This window comes from Streptomyces sp. NPDC005799, assembly GCF_040630525.1.
GTDB lineage: Bacteria > Actinomycetota > Actinomycetes > Streptomycetales > Streptomycetaceae > Streptomyces > Streptomyces griseorubiginosus_B.
The window spans coordinates 42,786-58,028 of record NZ_JBEXXQ010000052.1 but is presented as its reverse complement, the minus strand read 5'-3'; the positions used below and the strand labels follow the sequence as shown (position 1 = coordinate 58,028).

Genomic DNA, 15,243 nt, shown 5'->3' with positions numbered 1-15,243 from the left:
GGGGTGCGGCCCCGCCGTGGGTGCGATGATCGGGTGCACGTCGGTGGCCGTGGAGCGATGCGTGGGGAGAGGGAATGGACCTTCGGCAGATGGAGGTCGTCGTCGCGGTCGCCGAGGAGAGCGGCTTCACGGCGGCCGCCCGACGGCTGCACGTGGTGCAGTCGGCGGTCTCCGGCACCGTGCGCGAGCTGGAGAAGGAGCTCGGCATCCGGCTGTTCGACCGCACCACGCACCGGGTGACGCTCACCGCGGCGGGCGAGGAGTTCGTGCCGGCGGCACGTGCCGCGCTGCGGGCGGCCGAGCAGGCCCGCGAGGCGGCCGCCGCCGCACGCGGTGAACTGCGCGGGCGGATCACGGTCGGCACGATGCAGGGCGTGTGGGCGGACCTGCACCGGGCGCTGGCCGCGCTGCGCGCCGAGCACCCCCGGGTCGTGGTCCGGCTGCGGCAGGCCGCGGTCGTCGACATCCGGCAGGCCCTGCGGGAGGGGTCGGTGGACCTCGCCGTCGTGGCCTTCGACCGGCAGCAGCAACGGGGGCTGGTCACCAAGGTGCTGGCCCGTGAGGAGATGGTGCTGGCGGCGGCACCCGCCCGGTCCTTCGCCCGCCCCGACGAGGTCACCCTCGCCGAGACCGTCGGCCTGCCGTTCGTCGACTTCGCCCCCGGATGGGCCGTCCGCCAGGCAGTGGACCGGGCCTACCGGTCGGCCGGGGTGGAGCGCGGCGCGGTGTTCGAGGTCAACGACATCGTGGCCGCGGCCGAGCTGGTACGGCACGACCTCGGCGTCTGCGTCATGCCGGAGTCGATCGCCGCCCGCTTCCCGGATCTGACCCTGCGCCGCTTCACCCGGCAGGCCCCGCACTGGGACGTCCTGCTGGCCCGTCCGCCCGGCCCCGTGCCGCCGGCGGTCGGCGCGCTGCTGCGGCACATCACCTGACCGGCCGGGACCGGGAGTTCGCCCGGCCGGAGACGGCCGGTCCTGGCAGGATGGCGGCATGGAACGTGTGCTGGGAATCGGCGGATACTTCCTGCGGGCGACCGACCCGCAGGCCCTGAGCGCGTGGTACCGGGACTGCCTGGGCCTGGACACCGACGAGCACGGCCTGTGGCGTCAGGAGCCCGGGGACACGGTGTTCGCGGCCTTCGAGTCCGGGACCGACTACTTCGGCTCCCGCGCCCAGCAGACCATGCTGAACTTCCGGGTCCGCGACCTGGACGCCATGCTCGCGCAGCTGCGCGCCAAGGGAGCGGACGTGGACCCGGAGACCCAGGACATGGAGGGCGTCGGCCGCTTCGGCTGGGTCACCGATCCCGACGGAAACCGGATCGAACTCTGGCAGCCCGCCTGACGGTTCAGCGGGTGCGCCGCTCCGTCAGCCAGTACAGCAGGGCCAGGACGGGAAGGACGGCGCCCAGCGCGGTGACCGCGTTCCAGCCCGCCGCGTGGTAGGCGACCGAGCCGAGCTGCGAGCCCAGTGCGCCGCCCGCGAAGAAGACAGCGATGAAGGCGCTGTTGAGGCGGGCCCGGGCGGCCGGGTCCAGCCGGTAGATGGTGTGCTGCCCGACGATGAGCGTGGTCTGCACGGCCGTGTCGAGCAGGACGGCGGCCAGCGCGACGAGCACGATCGCGTGCTGTCCGAGCCCGGCCAGCACGAAGGCGAAAGCGCCGACCCCGAACGCGATCCCGGTGACCGGTCGGGCCAGCCCCCGGTCGGCCCAGCGGCCCGCCAGCGGTGCGACGGCCGCGCCCGCCGCACCGACCAGGGCGAACAGCCCCACGCCGATCGCGGAGTAGCCGTACGCCGGTCCGGTGAGCAGGAAGGACACCGTGGTCCAGAAAGCGCTGAACGCGCCGAACATCGCCGCCTGGTAGAGGCCGCGGCGCAGCAGCTCGGGGTGCGTGCGCACCAGGCGGACGGTGGAGCGCAGGACGTGGTGGTACGGCGCCCCGGTGGTCGGCGCGTGCTCCGGCAGCGTCAGATGCAGGGTCACGGCGAGGATCGCCATGAGCGCGGCGGAGCCGAGGTAGACCACCCGCCAGCCCGCGGCGTCGGAGACCAGACTGCTCAGGGTCCGGGAGAGCAGGATCCCGGTGAGCAGGCCGCTCATCACCCGCCCGACGATCCGGCCCCGCGCGTGGTCCGGGGCCAGCCCGGCGGCGAACGGCACCAGGATCTGCGCCACCACCGAGGTGGCCCCGGCGATCAGGGACGCGCCCAGCAGCACGGCGAACCCGGTCGCCGTACCCGCGGCGACGAGCGCCAGGGTCGTGACGGCCAGCAGGACGGTCACCAGGCGCCGCTTCTCGATGCGGTCACCGAGCGGGACGAGCAGCAGCATCCCGGCGACGTACCCGATCTGCGTGACGGTGATGATCAGGCCGACGGTCGCCGTACCGGTGTGGAAGACCGAGCGCAGCGTCGAGAGCAGGGGCTGGGCGTAGTAGAGGTTGGCGACCGTCAGCCCGGAGGCGACGGCCAGCAGCGCGACGAGCCTGCCGGGCACGCCGGACGCCGGCGCGAGGGCCTCCTGGGCTGGAGCTGTGTTTGAGCGACTGGAGCCGGTATCCGGGGACATGGCCGCCTTCTCGGTCTCGGAACGGAAAGCTTCGGCGAGCGGCTGCGTCGGCGCTCGTAGGGCTACAGCACCGGTGCCGGGAGGAAGCTTCCGCACCCGTGGCGATGATCCCAGATGTCGGTCATCTGAAATACAGATGACCCAGCGGGTCTCGGGGACCGCGTGTCCGTCAGCCTCATGGCAGGTGCCTGCGAAAGCTGTGACCATGTCACAGAGCCCGCAGACAGACCACGGCAGCCCGGGAGACGACATGCCGATCAGCCGGTTGGGACTCGTCGTGCACGAAGGACGTCCCGAGGCGGTGTCGGGAGCGCAGGCCGTGCGCGAGTGGTGCGCGCGGCGCGACATCGGCTGCGTGGACATCGACGTGTGGCAGGGGCAGGGCAGCCGCCGAAGCGGCCGGGAGGAGATGCGGGCCGCGGGCAGTCCCGACCTGATCGTCACCCTGGGCGGGGACGGCACCTTCCTGCGCGGCGCCCGTATCGCGGCCAAGAAGAGCATCCAGGTGCTCGGCGTCGACCTCGGCAAGGTCGGCTTCCTGACCGAGACCCCGGTCACCGAGGTCGAACGGGCGCTGGACGCCGTGCACGCCGGGCGCTCGGAGTGCGAGGAGCGGATGACCCTCACGATGCGGGCGTCCAAGCCGCTCGAGATGCCCTCCGACATGGAGCAGATCCTGTGCTACGGCCGGGGCCCCGCGCTGCCGCCGCCACCGCCGCGATCCGGTTCCGACGACTCGTGGGGCGTGGCGCTGGACGTCACCGCGCTCAACGACATCGTGGTGGAGAAGCTGGCCCGGGACCGCCAGGTGAGCGTCGGCGTCTACATCGCGGGCCGGCTACTGGCCTCGTACTCCGCCGACGGTCTCATCGTCGCCACTCCCACGGGCTCGACCGCCTACAGCTTCGCGGCCGGGGGGCCGGTGCTCTCGCCCCGGATGCGGGCGGTGGTGTTCACGCCGGTCGCCCCGCACATGACGTTCAACCGCACGGTGATCGCCAACGCCGACGAGCCGATCGCTCTGCGGGTCCTGCCCCACTCCGGGCGCGCCGCCGTCAGCGTCGACGGCCAGCCGCGCGGCGTCCTCGAACCCGGGGACTGGATCGGCGTGATCGCGGCACCGGAGCCGCTGCGCCTGGTCAGGCTCAGCCCCGCCGACTTCTACGGCCGCCTGCGCGACCGCATGCGCCTGACCGACGCGCCGGCCACGGCCGCGGACGGCGAGTCGGCACCCCTGTTCCGCCCCAGCGGGCCTGTCCCGGAGGATGTACGCCACCTCCGGCTGCCGCCGCCCCCGCTGTCCTGACGGAGCCGTCGCGCAATGAATGGTTGCACGTTCGTCGTTTCGGGCGTACGGTGATGTGCAACCAAAGGTTGCGAATGGAGTGAGGGCGGATGGAGTACGGCAGCATCGAGCGCGAGATCTACGTGGAGGCCGCACCCGAGGTTGTCTACGAGGTGATCAGCACGCCCGAACACCTCCGGGAGTGGTGGCCGGACGAGGCGGAGCTCGAACCGGAGCCCGGGGCCACCGGGGTCGTCGTGTTCGGCGACAGAACGACCCCGGAGGCGAACGTCGTACCGCTCACCGTGCTGGAGGCCGACCCGCCCCGGCGCTTCTCCTTCAGGTGGGCGTACGAGGAGGGCGAGGTCGCGTCGGTCGACAACTCGCTGCTGGTCACCTTCGACCTGGTCCCCTCCGGCACGGGCACCATGTTGCGGTTCTGCGAGGGCGGCTTCCGGGAGAACGGCTGGGAGGCCGCGGTGCTCGAAGAGCGCTACCGGCAGAACGCCGCCGGCTGGGACCACTTCCTGCCGCGGCTCGTCACCTACCTCGACCGGCTGGTGTCGACGCCGTGAGCGCCGCCATCGACGACGAGCTCTGGTCGGCGGTGGGCGACCCCGTACGCCGGCGGATGCTCGATCTGCTGCTGGCCGACGGCAGCGGTACGGCGACCACGCTCAGCGAGCGACTGCCGGTCACCCGGCAGGCCGTGGCCAAGCACCTCGTCGTGCTCGGCCGGGTCGGACTGGTCCATGTCACCCCGTCCGGACGTGAGCGTCTCTACCGGGTCGACGAGGCCCAGCTCGCCCGGGCCGTCGCCCAGTTGTCAGCGGTCGGCGCCGCCTGGGACGCCCGGCTCCAACGCATCAAGCGGATCGCTGAGGCGATCCAGCGCCGTAACCAGGAGCGCTGACCGCGCGCGAGCGCGGCGGGCGCCCGAGAAACATCGGAGAAGGAGATATCGACATGGTGGACATCCTGCACAGGATCGGCGTCACCTCGTCTCCCGACGAGGTCTACGCGGCCCTGACCACGGTCGACGGGCTGGCGAACTGGTGGACCCAGGACACCGACGGCGACCCCGAGACCGGGGGAGTGGTCCGGTTCCGCTTCGAGCCCGGCGGGTTCGACATCAAGGTGTTGGAAGCCCGGCCCCGCGAGCTGGTGCGCTGGGAGGTGGTCGACGGTCCCGAGGAATGGATCGGCACCCACATCCGCTTCGGCCTGAAGCAGGAGGACGGCTTCACGATCGTCCTCTTCCGGCACGAAGGCTGGCGGGAGCCGGTGGAGTTCATGTACCACTGCAGCACCAAGTGGGCGACCTTCCTGATGAGCCTCAAGAAGCTCGTCGAGACCGGAAAGGGCGACCCGGCACCTCGGGACGTCAGGATCAGCAACTGGCACTAGGTGTATCGACCTCACCGTCCTGACAGGTGATGAATCCTCGGTCGACGCGGGCGTCTCACAGGCCGAGGTCCGCTGCCAGGCAGGAGAAGGACATCCAGGCGCCCTCGGGGCTGTAGGCCTCCCGCGCCGGATCGTGCGGTGTGGCCGCCTTCTCCTCGGTCATGTCCTCGTAGCGGATACGCTCGGGCAATGTGCCGAACCGTGCGTGGCGCGCGGCCGCAGCGCCGTCCGGGGTGCTCTGGATCTCCACGGTCAACCTCCGCTGTTCGCTTGGCGGATCGAGTTCTGCGGTCCGTCGTGGGACTCAGACTTGCACGAGGTGCGTCACCGGTCAAGATGGTGACGCACCTTCGTTGCGCGGGTAGCGGTCCGACGCTTCACTCGCGCGCTCTATTGGTGCGCGCTAGCCGGGTACGATGTCCCCAGCCCCAAGGTCATGCCAATAAGGTGGGCGGCGTCGGAGGGTGGTCACAGGTGGATGCATCGGGCAAGCAGCGGCCCACGATGGCGGACGTCGCCGAGAAGGCCGGCGTCTCGCGGGCGCTCGTCTCGATCGTGTTCCGCAACCAGCCGGGCGCGAGCGAGGAGACCCGGGAGCGGGTGCTGCGGGTCGCCGACGAGATCGGCTACCGGCCCGACAGCGCGGCCAGGCTGCTGGCGCGTGGCCGGAGCCGCACGCTCGGCGTCATGTTCACCGTCCAGCAGACCTTCCACACCAACCTGATCGAGGGCATCTACCCCGAGGCCGAACGTCTCGGCTACGAGGTCCTGCTCTCCGGCGCCACCCGGGGCCGCAGCGAGGAGAAGGCCGTCGAGGCGCTGCTCAGTCACCGCTGCGAGGCGGTGATCCTGCTCGGCTCCTTCGCCGAGCCCGCCTTCCTGGACGAGTTGGGCCGCCGCACGGTCGCCGTCTCCGTCAGCCGCCGGGTCCCGCACGCCCATGTGGACTTCGTCCACTCCGCCGAGGGCAAGGGCGTCCGGCAGGCCATGGACCATCTGGTCGAACTGGGCCACCGTCGGATCCTGCACATCGACGGCGGCCGGGGACCGGGGTCGGCCGAGCGGCGGCGGGCCTACCGGGCGGCGATGCGTCGGCACGGGCTGGAGGAGGAGGCGCGGGTCCTGCCCGGCGACCACACAGAGGAGTCCGGCATCGAGACCGGACGTCTGCTGCTTGAGGAGCGCGACCGGGGCCTGCCCCTGCCCACCGCCGTCCTCGCGGGCAACGACCGGTGTGCGATGGGCCTGTTGATGCCCCTGACCCGGGCCGGTGTCGAGGTCCCCCGGGACATGTCCGTCGTGGGGTACGACGACAGCCACCTCTCGCATCTGATGCCGATCGGCCTGACGACCGTACGGCAGGACGCGGTGCTGATGGCCGAACACGCGGTGCGGTTCGCGGTGGAGCGGCTGGAGGAACCCGAACTTGATCCCCGGGAAGCCGTGTTGGACCCGAAGCTGGTGGTACGCGGGACCAGCGGGCCGCCGCCGGCGGACTGAGCACCGGTACGCACACAGGTGTCCCGCCGCCGTGGCGGCGCGGCGCGGTCGAGGTCAGGGTGGAGCCATGTGCTGGAGCGCGACGGCCGATCTCGTCGCCGGCGCCGGGATCGCCGGCGTCGGCGCCGTCTGCGTGGCGCGGGTACGTCGGGTGCGTGAACTGCCGCTGGCCGCACTGCCGTTGCTGCTCGGCGGCCATCAGCTGGTCGAGGCGTGGGTCTGGCATGTCGGCGGCGGTACCGGTCCGGCCACCGTCGCCTGGGCGGTGATCGCCTTTCCGCTGTTGGCGGTGTGGGTGCCGTTCGCGGTGCTGTGCGCGGTTCCGCGACAGGCCAGGGTACGGCTCGCCGTTCCCGTGGCGAGCGGGGTCGCGACCGCCGCCGCGCTGTCGTACGCCATCACCACCCGCCCCGTCCGCGCCGAGATCCGGGGCCACACCGTCGGCTACGTGCTCGGGCTGACGCACGGGGGTGTGCTCGTGGCGGGGTATCTGCTGGCCACCGTGGGCGCGCTGCTGCTGGCCACCGACCGATGGGTGCGCGGACTCGGTCTGCTGGCCGGGGTGGGGGCGCTGGTGTGCTGGGCGCTGTGGCGACTGGAGTTCGTCTCGACGTGGTGCGCGTTCGCGGCCCTGTGCTCGGTGGTCGTCTGCGGCTGGGTCGTGCGCCGGGAGCCCGCGTATTCCCGCTGACGGTGGTGGTGTTGCTCCCGGGACCGGTGATCCTGCGTGCGGGAGGGACCTGGTTGCGTCGGCTCCCGCGACGCAGGGTGGGACCATGAACATCAGTGGAACGTCACGGATCCGCAGCCGGGTGACACCGCTGCGCCGCCTGAGCGGAGACGTCTACGTCCCGCGCGGGACCTCGACTCCTGTGCCGCAGCGGCGGCACAGGCGGGATGCCGTCGAGGGGGAGTGCGAGGGCCGCGAGTACGTGGAGCCGGGCCGCGGATGACGGTGCGGCTCAGAGCGGGATGACCGTACGGCTCACAGCGGGATCACCGTACGGCTCAAAGCAGGATGACCGTCTTGCCGCGGGCGTGGCCGGAGCGGGCGCGGGCCACCGCGGCGGGGGCGTCGGCCAGGGAGATCTCCCTGTCGACGGTGACGCGGAGCTTTCCGGCGGCCGCGAGGTCGGCGAGGGCCGCGAGTTCGGCCTGGCTCGGGCTGCTGGAGAGGTTGACGCCGTGGATCTCACGGGCGGCCAGGGCCTCGGGGTCGGTGGCGTGGTTGGTGCTGATCAGCCGGCCGCCGGGCTTGAGCAGGGCGGCGAAGGCGTCGATGTCTCCGCCGGGGTGGGTGATCAGGTCCAGGACCGCGTCGATGCCGTCCGGGTGCGCGGCCAGCACCTGCTCGGCTACGGGTGTCGCGGTGAAGTCGAGCGTCTCGTGGGCGCCGAGGTCGCGGAGGTGACCGGCGATGTCGGGGGCGGCGGTGGCCAGCACCCGTGCGCCCTCGTGGACGGCGAACTGGATCGCCGACTGACCGACGCCGCCGGAGGCGCCGTTGACGAGGATGATCTGCCCCGTGTCCAGCCGGGCCGCCTCGATGGCCTGGTAGGCGGTGGCACTTGCGGTCGGCAGGGCCGCGGCGACACCGAACGGCAGGTCCTCGGGTATGCGGGCGAGTCTGCCGTCTTCCGGGACCAGGACGTACTCCGCGTACGAGCCGTGTCCCCGGGCCACGTTCATGAACTGGCCGTAGACGGTGTCGCCGAGGCGGAAGCGGTTGACGCCCTCACCGATGCGCTCGACCACTCCGGCGCCGTCGGAGCCCAGGACGAGGGGGAAGCGGTGCTCGACCGCGTCCCTGAGGGCGCCGTCGGCCACTTTCCAGTCGAAGGGGTTCAGCGCGGCCGCGTGGAGGCGTACCAGCAGCTCTCCCGGGCCCGGTTGCGGCGCGGGCAGGTCGGTGAGGCGCGGCTCGGCGCCGAAGCCGTCGATCGTGACCGCCTTCATGACTGCTCCCAGACGACCGTCAACTCGTTGCGGCGGCCGAAGCGTTCGAGGTGGCTGGCCACGACGTCCTGGATGGTGGTGAGCGTGGAGGCGTCGGGCGCGGTCACCCGGATCAGCAGGTGGTCCTCCGCGGGCTCCAGCAGGACGTCGGTCTGCTGGAAGGTGAGGCGGTGGCGCCCTTCGGGCAGCTCCTCGGTGGGGATCTTCCGGCCGAAGTGCGAGGCGAGTTGCTTGGCGTAGCGCGGGGCGGCGTCGGTGGTGGCGCGGCCGTGGGAGGTGGGCATGGTGCGACTCCGGGGTGAGGGCGTCAGCCGGCGAGGCCGGCGACCAGGGGCAGGTCGAGGGTGTGGTGGGTGCGGTGGACCTTGGCGTGGAGGTAGCGCAGGTTGCTGGGGGTGGTGTGGACGCCGGTGGGCCGCACGAGGCGGACGTCGACGCCGAGGGCCCGCAACTGGCCCGCCTTGTCGGGGTTGTTGGTGAGCAGGTCGAATCCGGTGATGCCGAGCGCGCCGAGCATCTGGGCGGCGGCGGTGTAGTCGCGTCCGTCCTCGGGCAGGCCCAGGGCGGTGTTGGCCTCGTAGGTGTCCAGGCCCGCGTCCTGAAGGGCGTAGGCGTCGAGCTTGTTGTAGAGGCCGATGCCGCGGCCTTCCTGACGCAGGTAGAGCAGGACGCCGCCGGTTTCGGCGATGCGCTCCACGGCCTCGCGCAACTGGGGTCCGCAGTCGCAGCGGGCGGAGCCGAAGACGTCCCCGGTCAGGCACTCCGAGTGCATCCGTATCAGCGGAGCCGGGGCCGCGGAGGGATCACCGAGGACCAGCGCCACGTGTTCCCTGCCGTCGACGAGCCCGTGGAAGGTGACGGTCTCGGCGGTGACTTCGTAGCCGTCGGGGAAGCGCAGCGGGATGGTGACACGGGTGCGGACGGAGGCGGCGGGGGCGTGGGCGGTCATGGCATCTCCCGAGGGCGATGGCTTGTTCAAATTTGGATGGGATAGCTAGACCATAGCCGCTGTGCTTCAAATTTTGAACATCTGTCGTGGTGTGGCGTCGATCACGTGATGCGGTGACGGGGCTGTTGTCCTCGTGGATACCTTCCGGCCAGTGGCCCGTGCGAGGCTGCGGCCATGGACAGGACCGTGCCGGCCCGCACACTGCTGGAGCCGATACCCGCACATCGCACCGCCGGTATCGAGGTCGTCCGTGCCGCCGACGCCGCGGCCGAGGTGGCGGTGCGGACGCCTCCTGAGCTGGCCAACGTCATCGGCTCACTGCACTCGAGCGGACTCGTCGCGCTGATCGACGCGACCGGCCTGGCGGCGATCATCGCGGCCGCCGGCGACGACGGTGGGATGGAAGGCGTCGTGCCGCTCGGCAGATCCGCCTCCGTGGAGTTCCTCGCCCCGGCGCGCGGACGGCTCCTGGCCTCCTGTCGTCTGACGGACGCGGCCCGCGACGCCCCGCGCCCGCTGTGGACGCGTGAGGCGGACCGGGTCCGGCTCTCCACCGACGTCGAGGTCGCCGACGCGTCGGGGGCGCCGGTGTGCCGGGGGAGCTTCGAATGGAGCGTGCGGCGGCGGTGATGGTGGTGCCGAGTACGGTGCGGGTGGCGCCGCTGTTTGTCACGATTTGAAGGTGTTCGGAGTCGTGCGGCTGATCCGGTCGCTCCGCGCTGCCACGCCGGTGGACGCGTCCCCGGCGGCGGACTCGTGCGGCTCCGTCGGCGAGGCGTTGGAAACGTTGCGGGCCACAGTGGCCGGGATCGGCACGACCCTCGACGAGGAGACGACCTGCGCCGAGCTGACCCGGGCGGTCGCCGACCGCTTCGGCTGCTCGGCCGCGGTCGTCCGGGTCGAGGGCGCGACCGTCTCGGGGTACGGGGCGATCGCCGGCGACGCGGACGCCTTGCCGGACGTCCGGTGGGCCACGGCGATCGCGCGGGGCACGGTGGACTCGTGGGCCGAAGCACAGGCCGGGTTGCCGGGGGATTCCACGGCACCGGGGCGGTCACGTCCCGCGCTGTGCGTGCCCGTGGCCACCGGCGCGTTGCGCTACGGCATCCTCGTCTGCGCCCGGGGGCACGCCCCCTTCACCCCGACCGAGGCCCGTCTGCTCGCCCTTCTCGCGGAGCGGGCCGCCTCCCATCTCCGGCACGCCCGGGACCACGCCGGTGTCAGCCGGACCGCCGGGGACCTGCAGCGCGCCCTGCGCGCCGAACCGGGACGCCCGCACCCCAACCTCGACGTGGCCACCCGCTATCTGCCCGCCGGCCGGCGCGCCCTGGTCGGCGGTGACTGGTGCGAGACGGTACGGCTGAACTTCGGGCGCACGCTGCTGGTGGTCGGCGACGTCATGGGGCACGGCGTGGAGGCCGCCGTCGACATGGCCGCCTACCGTTCCGACCTGCGCTCCCTGGCCGCGGCCGATCTGCCGCCGCAGCGCATCCTGCGCCAGCTCGACGACATCGCCGCAGCCGCACCGGACCGCAGACCCGCCACCTGTCTGATCGCCCGGGTCGACCCGGCCCGGGGCAGGGTGACGCTGGCCGGTGCCGGGCATCTGCCGCCCACGGTGATCGGCGGCCGAGGCGGGACGGCCGCTCTGCCGGTGCCGGTCGGACCGCCGCTCGGCACCGGGCTCGGGGGCTACGAACCCACCACCTACGCCCTGGACGAGACGCAGACGCTGCTGATGTTCACCGACGGGCTCGTCGAGCGGCGGGGCGAGGACATCGACGTGTCCCTGGAACGGCTCGCCCGGATCCGGTTCCGGCCCGGCGCCGGCGTGGAGGACATCCTGAACACCGTCCTCGCCGGCATGGGCGCGCGGCACGCCGAGGACGACGTGGCGGTCCTGGCGGCCCGGCCCCGGCGCGACGGAACCGGGTCCCGCTGAAGCCGGCCGGGCGGTTCAGCCCGCGTGCCGGGGGAGCACCGGGCTCGGTACGGGACGCTTGGCCACGAAACCGTCGCCGGGTACATGGCCGCGCAGGCGCCGCCATGCCCAGGGGCCGACATGGTCCAACGCCCAGCGGACATCGGCTCCCAGGGCGCGGAACACCGACACGGGGGTCAGGGCCGGAAGCGGCTCAGCCCAGTTCTCGTGGCCCGGCAGACCCAGGGTGTGGGCCATGCCGGCGGCGATCCGGGCGTGCCCGACCGGGCTCGCGTGCAGGCGGTCGTCGCTCCACAGACGGGGGTCGGCGGTGAAGGGGTGCGGGAAGACGTCCAGGACCGATACGCCGTACCGTCCCGCGATGTCGCGCACCCGGGCGTTGAGACCGATGATGCGCGGTCGCACCCGGCGCGCGACCGGGGAGACCGTGCCGAGGTCGGGGAAGGTCATCGTGACGACGTGGGCACCCGACGCGGTCAGCCGGGCGAAGGTCTCCTCGATGTTCGCGGCGACCGCCTCGGGGTCGTAGCGCCGCCGTACGACGTCGTTCATGCCCGCCGTCACCGTCACCAGGTCGGGCCGCAGCGCCAGCGCCGGGGACAGCTGGTCGGCCCTGATCTGGGTGCTGGTCTTTCCACGCACGGCCAGATTGGCGTAGGTCAGACCCGGCTGCGTCCGCGCGAGGGTCTCGGCCAGCCGGTCGGCCCAGCCCCGGGGCCCGCCCGTCGGGGCGGGATCACCGACGCCCTCGGTCAGGCTGTCGCCGATCGCGACGTAGCGGGTGAACGGGTGTGGGACGGTCATGCCGCCCGAGTCTATCTTCGGTTCATCCGTGGTTCAGGCTGGGCAGGCCCCATTGCGTCGAAGCCAACAACCGGAGAGGGAGCGGCACGTGGCGCAGAAGAGGGCCCTGGTGGTGCGCGGAGGATGGGAGGGGCACCAGCCGGTCAAGGCGACCGAGCTGTTCATCCCCTTCCTCGAGGACAACGACTATGCCGTGCGCGTCGAGGAGTCGACCGAAGTGTACGGCGACGCCGAGGAGTTGGGGGCCACCGATCTCATCGTGCAATGCGTGACCATGGCGGAGATCACACACGAGCAGGCGGCCGGACTCGGCGCGGCGGTCGCCGCGGGAACCGGCCTCACCGGATGGCACGGCGGGATAGCCGACTCCTTCCGCGCCTCCTCCGACTATCTCCACCTGGTCGGCGGCCAGTTCGCGACCCACCCCGGCAAGGAGCCCTGTCTTCGGCGCGGGAAGGCCGACGACAACTTCCTGCCGCACACCATGCACTTCACGGAGCTCGGCCGCGAACACCCCGTGACCGCGGGGCTGGAGGACTTCGAGCTGGAGACCGAGCAGTACTGGGTGCTCCACGACGACCTCATCGACGTCCTCGCCACCACCACCCATCCGGTACGGCCCTGGCAGCCCTGGCACCGTCCGGTGACCTCGCCGGCGATCTGGACCCGGCGGTGGGGCGAGGGACGCATCGTCGTCACCACGCCGGGACACAGTCTCGACGTACTGGAGCACGCCGCCGTCCGTACCGTCATCGAGAGGGGCATGCTGTGGGCGACGCGCACCGCATCGGCATCGTAGGGCTCGGCGTCATATCGCGGGCGTATCTCGACACGCTCGCTGAGCACCCCGACGTGCGGATCGCCGCGGTCGCCGACCTCGACGCCGCCCGCGCGGCCGAGGTCGCCCAACAGCTGCCGGGCACCGAGGCGTTGAGCGTCGAGGACCTGCTTGCCACCTCCGACCTCCACACCGTCCTCAACCTCACCACCCCGGCCGCGCACGCCGGAATCGCCCTCGACGCGATCGGCCGCGGCAAGCACGTCTACACCGAGAAGCCGCTGGCCAGTGCCTTCGACGACGGCAAAGCGGTCCTCGACGCCGCCGCGGCGGCGGGAGTCGGTGTGGCCTGCGCGCCGGACACCGTCCTGGGCACCGGTACCCAGACGGCCCGCGCGGCCGTCGACGCCGGGCTGATCGGGCGGCCGTTCGCGGCGTCGGCGGTCATGGTCACCCCGGGCCACGAACGCTGGCACCCCAACCCCGACTTCTACTACGCGCCGGGCGGCGGCCCGCTGCTGGACATGGGGCCGTACTACATCTCGGCGCTCGTCCAACTCCTGGGCCCGGTGCGGACGGTGACCGGCGCTTCCAGCCGGCTGCGCGGTGAGCGGGTCATCGGCTCCGGGCCGCGTCAGGGGGAGCGGATCCCGGTCGAGGTGGACAGCCATGTCTCCGGCGTCCTGGAACACACCAGCGGCGCCCTCTCCACCCTCACCACGAGCTTCGACGGTGTCACCACGACCGCCGCCCCGATCGAGGTCCAGGGTGAGAGGGGGACCCTGGCCGTCCCCGATCCCAACCAGTTCGACGGTGAGGTACGGCTCTTCGAGCTGGGCCGCACCGACTGGCGCACCCTCGCTCCGTCGGCGGGTTACGCCGACGCTGCCCGCGGCATCGGCCTGCTCGACTTCCTCAGGGCCGACGACCGGCGCCCGCCCCGCGCCGGCGGGGACGTCGCCCTGCACGTCCTGGAGACGATGACCGCGCTGCTGCGCTCCGCTGCCGAGGGCAGGCGCATCACGCTGACGACCTCCGTGGAGCGACCCGGGCCCGTCCCGCTGACCCCGGCGTGGATGTGGAAGGGACACCAAGGGCGTCTCCCTATGTAGACACCGTCTTACATACGGGACGTCCGCCGGGCAAGATGGGGCCTCCGTGCTCACCGACTGGAGAGGGAGGCCCCGTGTCGGCCGGCTCCGTGTTCCTGCTCGCCGTGGCCGGCGTCGCCTCCGGGCTCGCCGGATCGATCGCGGGACTGGCCTCGCTCTTCAGCTATCCCGCGCTGCTGGCCGCCGGTCTGCCGCCAGTGGCCGCCAATGTCACCAACACGGTCGCACTGTTCACCAACACCCTGGGAACCGCGGCCGGTTCACGCGAGGAACTGCGCGGGCAGCGCCGCCGTCTGGCCCGGCTCGGGCTCCTCTCCGCGGTCGGCGGCTCGGTCGGCGCGGCACTGCTGCTGGGCACGCCGTCGTCGACCTTCGAGCACGTCGTGCCGTGGCTGATCGCCCTGGGCTCGGCCCTGATTCTGGTCCGTGAACCACTGCGCCGGCTCGCCGACCGACGCCCGCCACGGGACGGCCTGCGCGGCCGGCTCCCGCTGATCCTCGCGGTCCTTCTCGTGGGGCTCTACGGCGGCTATTTCGGGGCCGCGGCCGGCGTCCTGATGCTCGCGGTGCTGTCCCTCGCCGCCGACGAGCCGCTCCGGGTGACCAACGCCGTGAAGAACGTCGCCACCGGAGCCGCCAACGTCACCGCGGCGATCGCCTACGCCTTCCTCGCGCCGGTCGACTGGAGGGCGGCGGCGGCGCTCGGCCTCGGCTGCCTGATCGGCAGCCGGGTGGGGCCGGTGGTCGTACGACGGCTGCCCGAGAAACCGCTGCGGATCGCCATCGCGCTGGCGGGGCTCGGCCTGGCCGTATCCCTCTGGTACCGGACCGGCTGACGACGCGTCAGCTCCAGCCGACCGATGCGCACCCATTGACCCGGCCGTGTCGATCAACCTAGCCTCCGTCCTCATATGTAGACGGTGTCCTTATGAGAG

The 15,243-nt window shown here is 72.2% G+C and carries 20 protein-coding genes; 14 read left to right on the top strand and 6 right to left on the bottom strand.

The features are described from left to right. Window positions 1-74: 74 nt before the first annotated feature. Both ABZ453_RS38415 and ABZ453_RS38410 read left to right on the top strand, forming a co-directional pair. Window positions 75-935: a LysR family transcriptional regulator gene (locus ABZ453_RS38415; protein ID WP_359022651.1), complete on the top strand. Its 861-nt coding sequence runs from the start codon at window positions 75-77 to the stop codon at window positions 933-935. 58 nt (window positions 936-993) lie between these two features. Then, window positions 994-1,347 (top strand): VOC family protein, encoded by a 354-nt coding sequence (locus ABZ453_RS38410; RefSeq protein ID WP_359022649.1) that lies wholly within the window; start codon window positions 994-996, stop codon window positions 1,345-1,347. A gap of 4 nt (window positions 1,348-1,351) precedes the next feature. On the opposite strand, the gene ABZ453_RS38405 is transcribed toward ABZ453_RS38410, so the two are convergent. Then, the gene (locus tag ABZ453_RS38405) at window positions 1,352-2,503 is read right to left on the bottom strand and encodes an MFS transporter (RefSeq protein ID WP_359022647.1); all 1,152 of its coding nucleotides are present in this window, start codon (window positions 2,501-2,503) and stop codon (window positions 1,352-1,354) included. Window positions 2,504-2,825: 322 nt separating this feature from the next. Here ABZ453_RS38405 and ABZ453_RS38400 point away from each other — a divergent pair, with 322 nt between their 5' ends. The 4 genes from ABZ453_RS38400 to ABZ453_RS38385 all read left to right on the top strand — a co-directional run bounded on the left by ABZ453_RS38400 (window position 2,826) and on the right by ABZ453_RS38385 (window position 5,267). After that, the gene (locus ABZ453_RS38400; RefSeq protein ID WP_359022645.1) at window positions 2,826-3,881 is read left to right on the top strand and encodes an NAD(+)/NADH kinase; all 1,056 of its coding nucleotides are present in this window, start codon (window positions 2,826-2,828) and stop codon (window positions 3,879-3,881) included. Between the two features lie 89 nt (window positions 3,882-3,970). Continuing rightward, window positions 3,971-4,435, top strand: a complete 465-nt coding sequence (locus ABZ453_RS38395) for an SRPBCC domain-containing protein (RefSeq protein WP_359022643.1) — start codon at window positions 3,971-3,973, stop codon at window positions 4,433-4,435. Further along, entirely contained in the window at window positions 4,432-4,773 is a 342-nt protein-coding gene (locus ABZ453_RS38390) for a metalloregulator ArsR/SmtB family transcription factor (RefSeq protein WP_359022641.1), read from the top strand. Before ABZ453_RS38395 ends, ABZ453_RS38390 begins: the two co-directional genes overlap by 4 nt. A gap of 53 nt (window positions 4,774-4,826) precedes the next feature. After that, the gene (locus ABZ453_RS38385; protein WP_359022639.1) at window positions 4,827-5,267 is read left to right on the top strand and encodes an SRPBCC domain-containing protein; all 441 of its coding nucleotides are present in this window, start codon (window positions 4,827-4,829) and stop codon (window positions 5,265-5,267) included. Window positions 5,268-5,322: 55 nt separating this feature from the next. On the opposite strand, the gene ABZ453_RS38380 is transcribed toward ABZ453_RS38385, so the two are convergent. Further along, window positions 5,323-5,517, bottom strand: a complete 195-nt coding sequence (locus ABZ453_RS38380; protein ID WP_359022637.1) for a hypothetical protein — start codon at window positions 5,515-5,517, stop codon at window positions 5,323-5,325. Window positions 5,518-5,771: 254 nt separating this feature from the next. Here ABZ453_RS38380 and ABZ453_RS38375 point away from each other — a divergent pair, with 254 nt between their 5' ends. The 3 genes from ABZ453_RS38375 (at window position 5,772) to ABZ453_RS38365 (ending at window position 7,720) form a co-directional block, all read left to right on the top strand. After that, window positions 5,772-6,767: a LacI family DNA-binding transcriptional regulator gene (locus ABZ453_RS38375; protein ID WP_359022696.1), complete on the top strand. Its 996-nt coding sequence runs from the start codon at window positions 5,772-5,774 to the stop codon at window positions 6,765-6,767. A gap of 67 nt (window positions 6,768-6,834) precedes the next feature. After that, the gene (locus ABZ453_RS38370; protein ID WP_359022635.1) at window positions 6,835-7,458 is read left to right on the top strand and encodes a DUF6629 family protein; all 624 of its coding nucleotides are present in this window, start codon (window positions 6,835-6,837) and stop codon (window positions 7,456-7,458) included. Window positions 7,459-7,543: 85 nt separating this feature from the next. Beyond that, window positions 7,544-7,720, top strand: a complete 177-nt coding sequence (locus tag ABZ453_RS38365) for a hypothetical protein (protein WP_359022633.1) — start codon at window positions 7,544-7,546, stop codon at window positions 7,718-7,720. A 55-nt stretch (window positions 7,721-7,775) separates the two neighbouring features. On the opposite strand, the gene ABZ453_RS38360 is transcribed toward ABZ453_RS38365, so the two are convergent. From ABZ453_RS38360 to ribA, 3 genes are read right to left on the bottom strand one after another with little or no spacing between them, the layout of a single operon-like run. Then, complete coding sequence (locus ABZ453_RS38360) at window positions 7,776-8,723, bottom strand: NADP-dependent oxidoreductase (protein WP_359022631.1); 948 nt, start codon at window positions 8,721-8,723, stop codon at window positions 7,776-7,778. Continuing rightward, the gene (locus tag ABZ453_RS38355; RefSeq protein WP_359022629.1) at window positions 8,720-9,007 is read right to left on the bottom strand and encodes a DUF2218 domain-containing protein; all 288 of its coding nucleotides are present in this window, start codon (window positions 9,005-9,007) and stop codon (window positions 8,720-8,722) included. The genes ABZ453_RS38360 and ABZ453_RS38355 overlap by 4 nt, the downstream gene beginning before the upstream one ends. 23 nt (window positions 9,008-9,030) lie before the next feature. Beyond that, a complete protein-coding gene (ribA, locus tag ABZ453_RS38350) occupies window positions 9,031-9,672 on the bottom strand; it encodes a GTP cyclohydrolase II (protein WP_359022627.1) in 642 nt (213 codons plus the stop codon). A gap of 174 nt (window positions 9,673-9,846) precedes the next feature. Between ribA and ABZ453_RS38345 the strand changes: the two genes are divergently transcribed. Then, the gene (locus ABZ453_RS38345) at window positions 9,847-10,302 is read left to right on the top strand and encodes a DUF4442 domain-containing protein (RefSeq protein ID WP_359022625.1); all 456 of its coding nucleotides are present in this window, start codon (window positions 9,847-9,849) and stop codon (window positions 10,300-10,302) included. Window positions 10,303-10,354: 52 nt separating this feature from the next. Beyond that, entirely contained in the window at window positions 10,355-11,614 is a 1,260-nt protein-coding gene (locus ABZ453_RS38340; protein WP_359022624.1) for a PP2C family protein-serine/threonine phosphatase, read from the top strand. Between the two features lie 15 nt (window positions 11,615-11,629). Here the strand turns inward: ABZ453_RS38340 and ABZ453_RS38335 are convergent, their stop codons facing one another. Next, window positions 11,630-12,418 carry an SGNH/GDSL hydrolase family protein gene (locus tag ABZ453_RS38335; RefSeq protein ID WP_359022622.1) on the bottom strand — a complete coding sequence of 263 codons (789 nt, stop codon included), beginning with the start codon at window positions 12,416-12,418 and terminating at the stop codon, window positions 11,630-11,632. Window positions 12,419-12,506: 88 nt separating this feature from the next. Here ABZ453_RS38335 and ABZ453_RS38330 point away from each other — a divergent pair, with 88 nt between their 5' ends. From ABZ453_RS38330 to ABZ453_RS38320, 3 genes are all read left to right on the top strand, one after another. Beyond that, window positions 12,507-13,217, top strand: a complete 711-nt coding sequence (locus tag ABZ453_RS38330; protein WP_359022620.1) for a ThuA domain-containing protein — start codon at window positions 12,507-12,509, stop codon at window positions 13,215-13,217. Continuing rightward, a complete protein-coding gene (locus tag ABZ453_RS38325) occupies window positions 13,187-14,308 on the top strand; it encodes a Gfo/Idh/MocA family oxidoreductase (protein ID WP_359022618.1) in 1,122 nt (373 codons plus the stop codon). Before ABZ453_RS38330 ends, ABZ453_RS38325 begins: the two co-directional genes overlap by 31 nt. A gap of 74 nt (window positions 14,309-14,382) precedes the next feature. Further along, on the top strand, window positions 14,383-15,144 hold the full coding sequence (locus ABZ453_RS38320; RefSeq protein ID WP_359022616.1) for a sulfite exporter TauE/SafE family protein: 762 nt from the start codon (window positions 14,383-14,385) through the stop codon (window positions 15,142-15,144). Window positions 15,145-15,243: the final 99 nt, after the last annotated feature.

Excerpts from the sequence above, each read along its gene's own strand:
- ABZ453_RS38365 (WP_359022633.1), top strand. The coding sequence starts at position 7,544 with ATGAACATCAGTGGAACGTCACGGATCCGCAGCCGGGTGACACCGCTG.
- ABZ453_RS38400 (WP_359022645.1), top strand. The coding sequence starts at position 2,826 with ATGCCGATCAGCCGGTTGGGACTCGTCGTGCACGAAGGACGTCCCGAG.
- ABZ453_RS38385 (WP_359022639.1), top strand. The coding sequence starts at position 4,827 with ATGGTGGACATCCTGCACAGGATCGGCGTCACCTCGTCTCCCGACGAG.
- ABZ453_RS38345 (WP_359022625.1), top strand. The coding sequence starts at position 9,847 with ATGGACAGGACCGTGCCGGCCCGCACACTGCTGGAGCCGATACCCGCA.
- ABZ453_RS38395 (WP_359022643.1), top strand. The coding sequence starts at position 3,971 with ATGGAGTACGGCAGCATCGAGCGCGAGATCTACGTGGAGGCCGCACCC.
- ABZ453_RS38370 (WP_359022635.1), top strand. The coding sequence starts at position 6,835 with ATGTGCTGGAGCGCGACGGCCGATCTCGTCGCCGGCGCCGGGATCGCC.
- ABZ453_RS38335 (WP_359022622.1), bottom strand. The coding sequence starts at position 12,418 with ATGACCGTCCCACACCCGTTCACCCGCTACGTCGCGATCGGCGACAGC.
- ABZ453_RS38375 (WP_359022696.1), top strand. The coding sequence starts at position 5,772 with ATGGCGGACGTCGCCGAGAAGGCCGGCGTCTCGCGGGCGCTCGTCTCG.
- ABZ453_RS38415 (WP_359022651.1), top strand. The coding sequence starts at position 75 with ATGGACCTTCGGCAGATGGAGGTCGTCGTCGCGGTCGCCGAGGAGAGC.
- ABZ453_RS38410 (WP_359022649.1), top strand. The coding sequence starts at position 994 with ATGGAACGTGTGCTGGGAATCGGCGGATACTTCCTGCGGGCGACCGAC.
- ribA (WP_359022627.1), bottom strand. The coding sequence starts at position 9,672 with ATGACCGCCCACGCCCCCGCCGCCTCCGTCCGCACCCGTGTCACCATC.
- ABZ453_RS38355 (WP_359022629.1), bottom strand. The coding sequence starts at position 9,007 with ATGCCCACCTCCCACGGCCGCGCCACCACCGACGCCGCCCCGCGCTAC.
- ABZ453_RS38360 (WP_359022631.1), bottom strand. The coding sequence starts at position 8,723 with ATGAAGGCGGTCACGATCGACGGCTTCGGCGCCGAGCCGCGCCTCACC.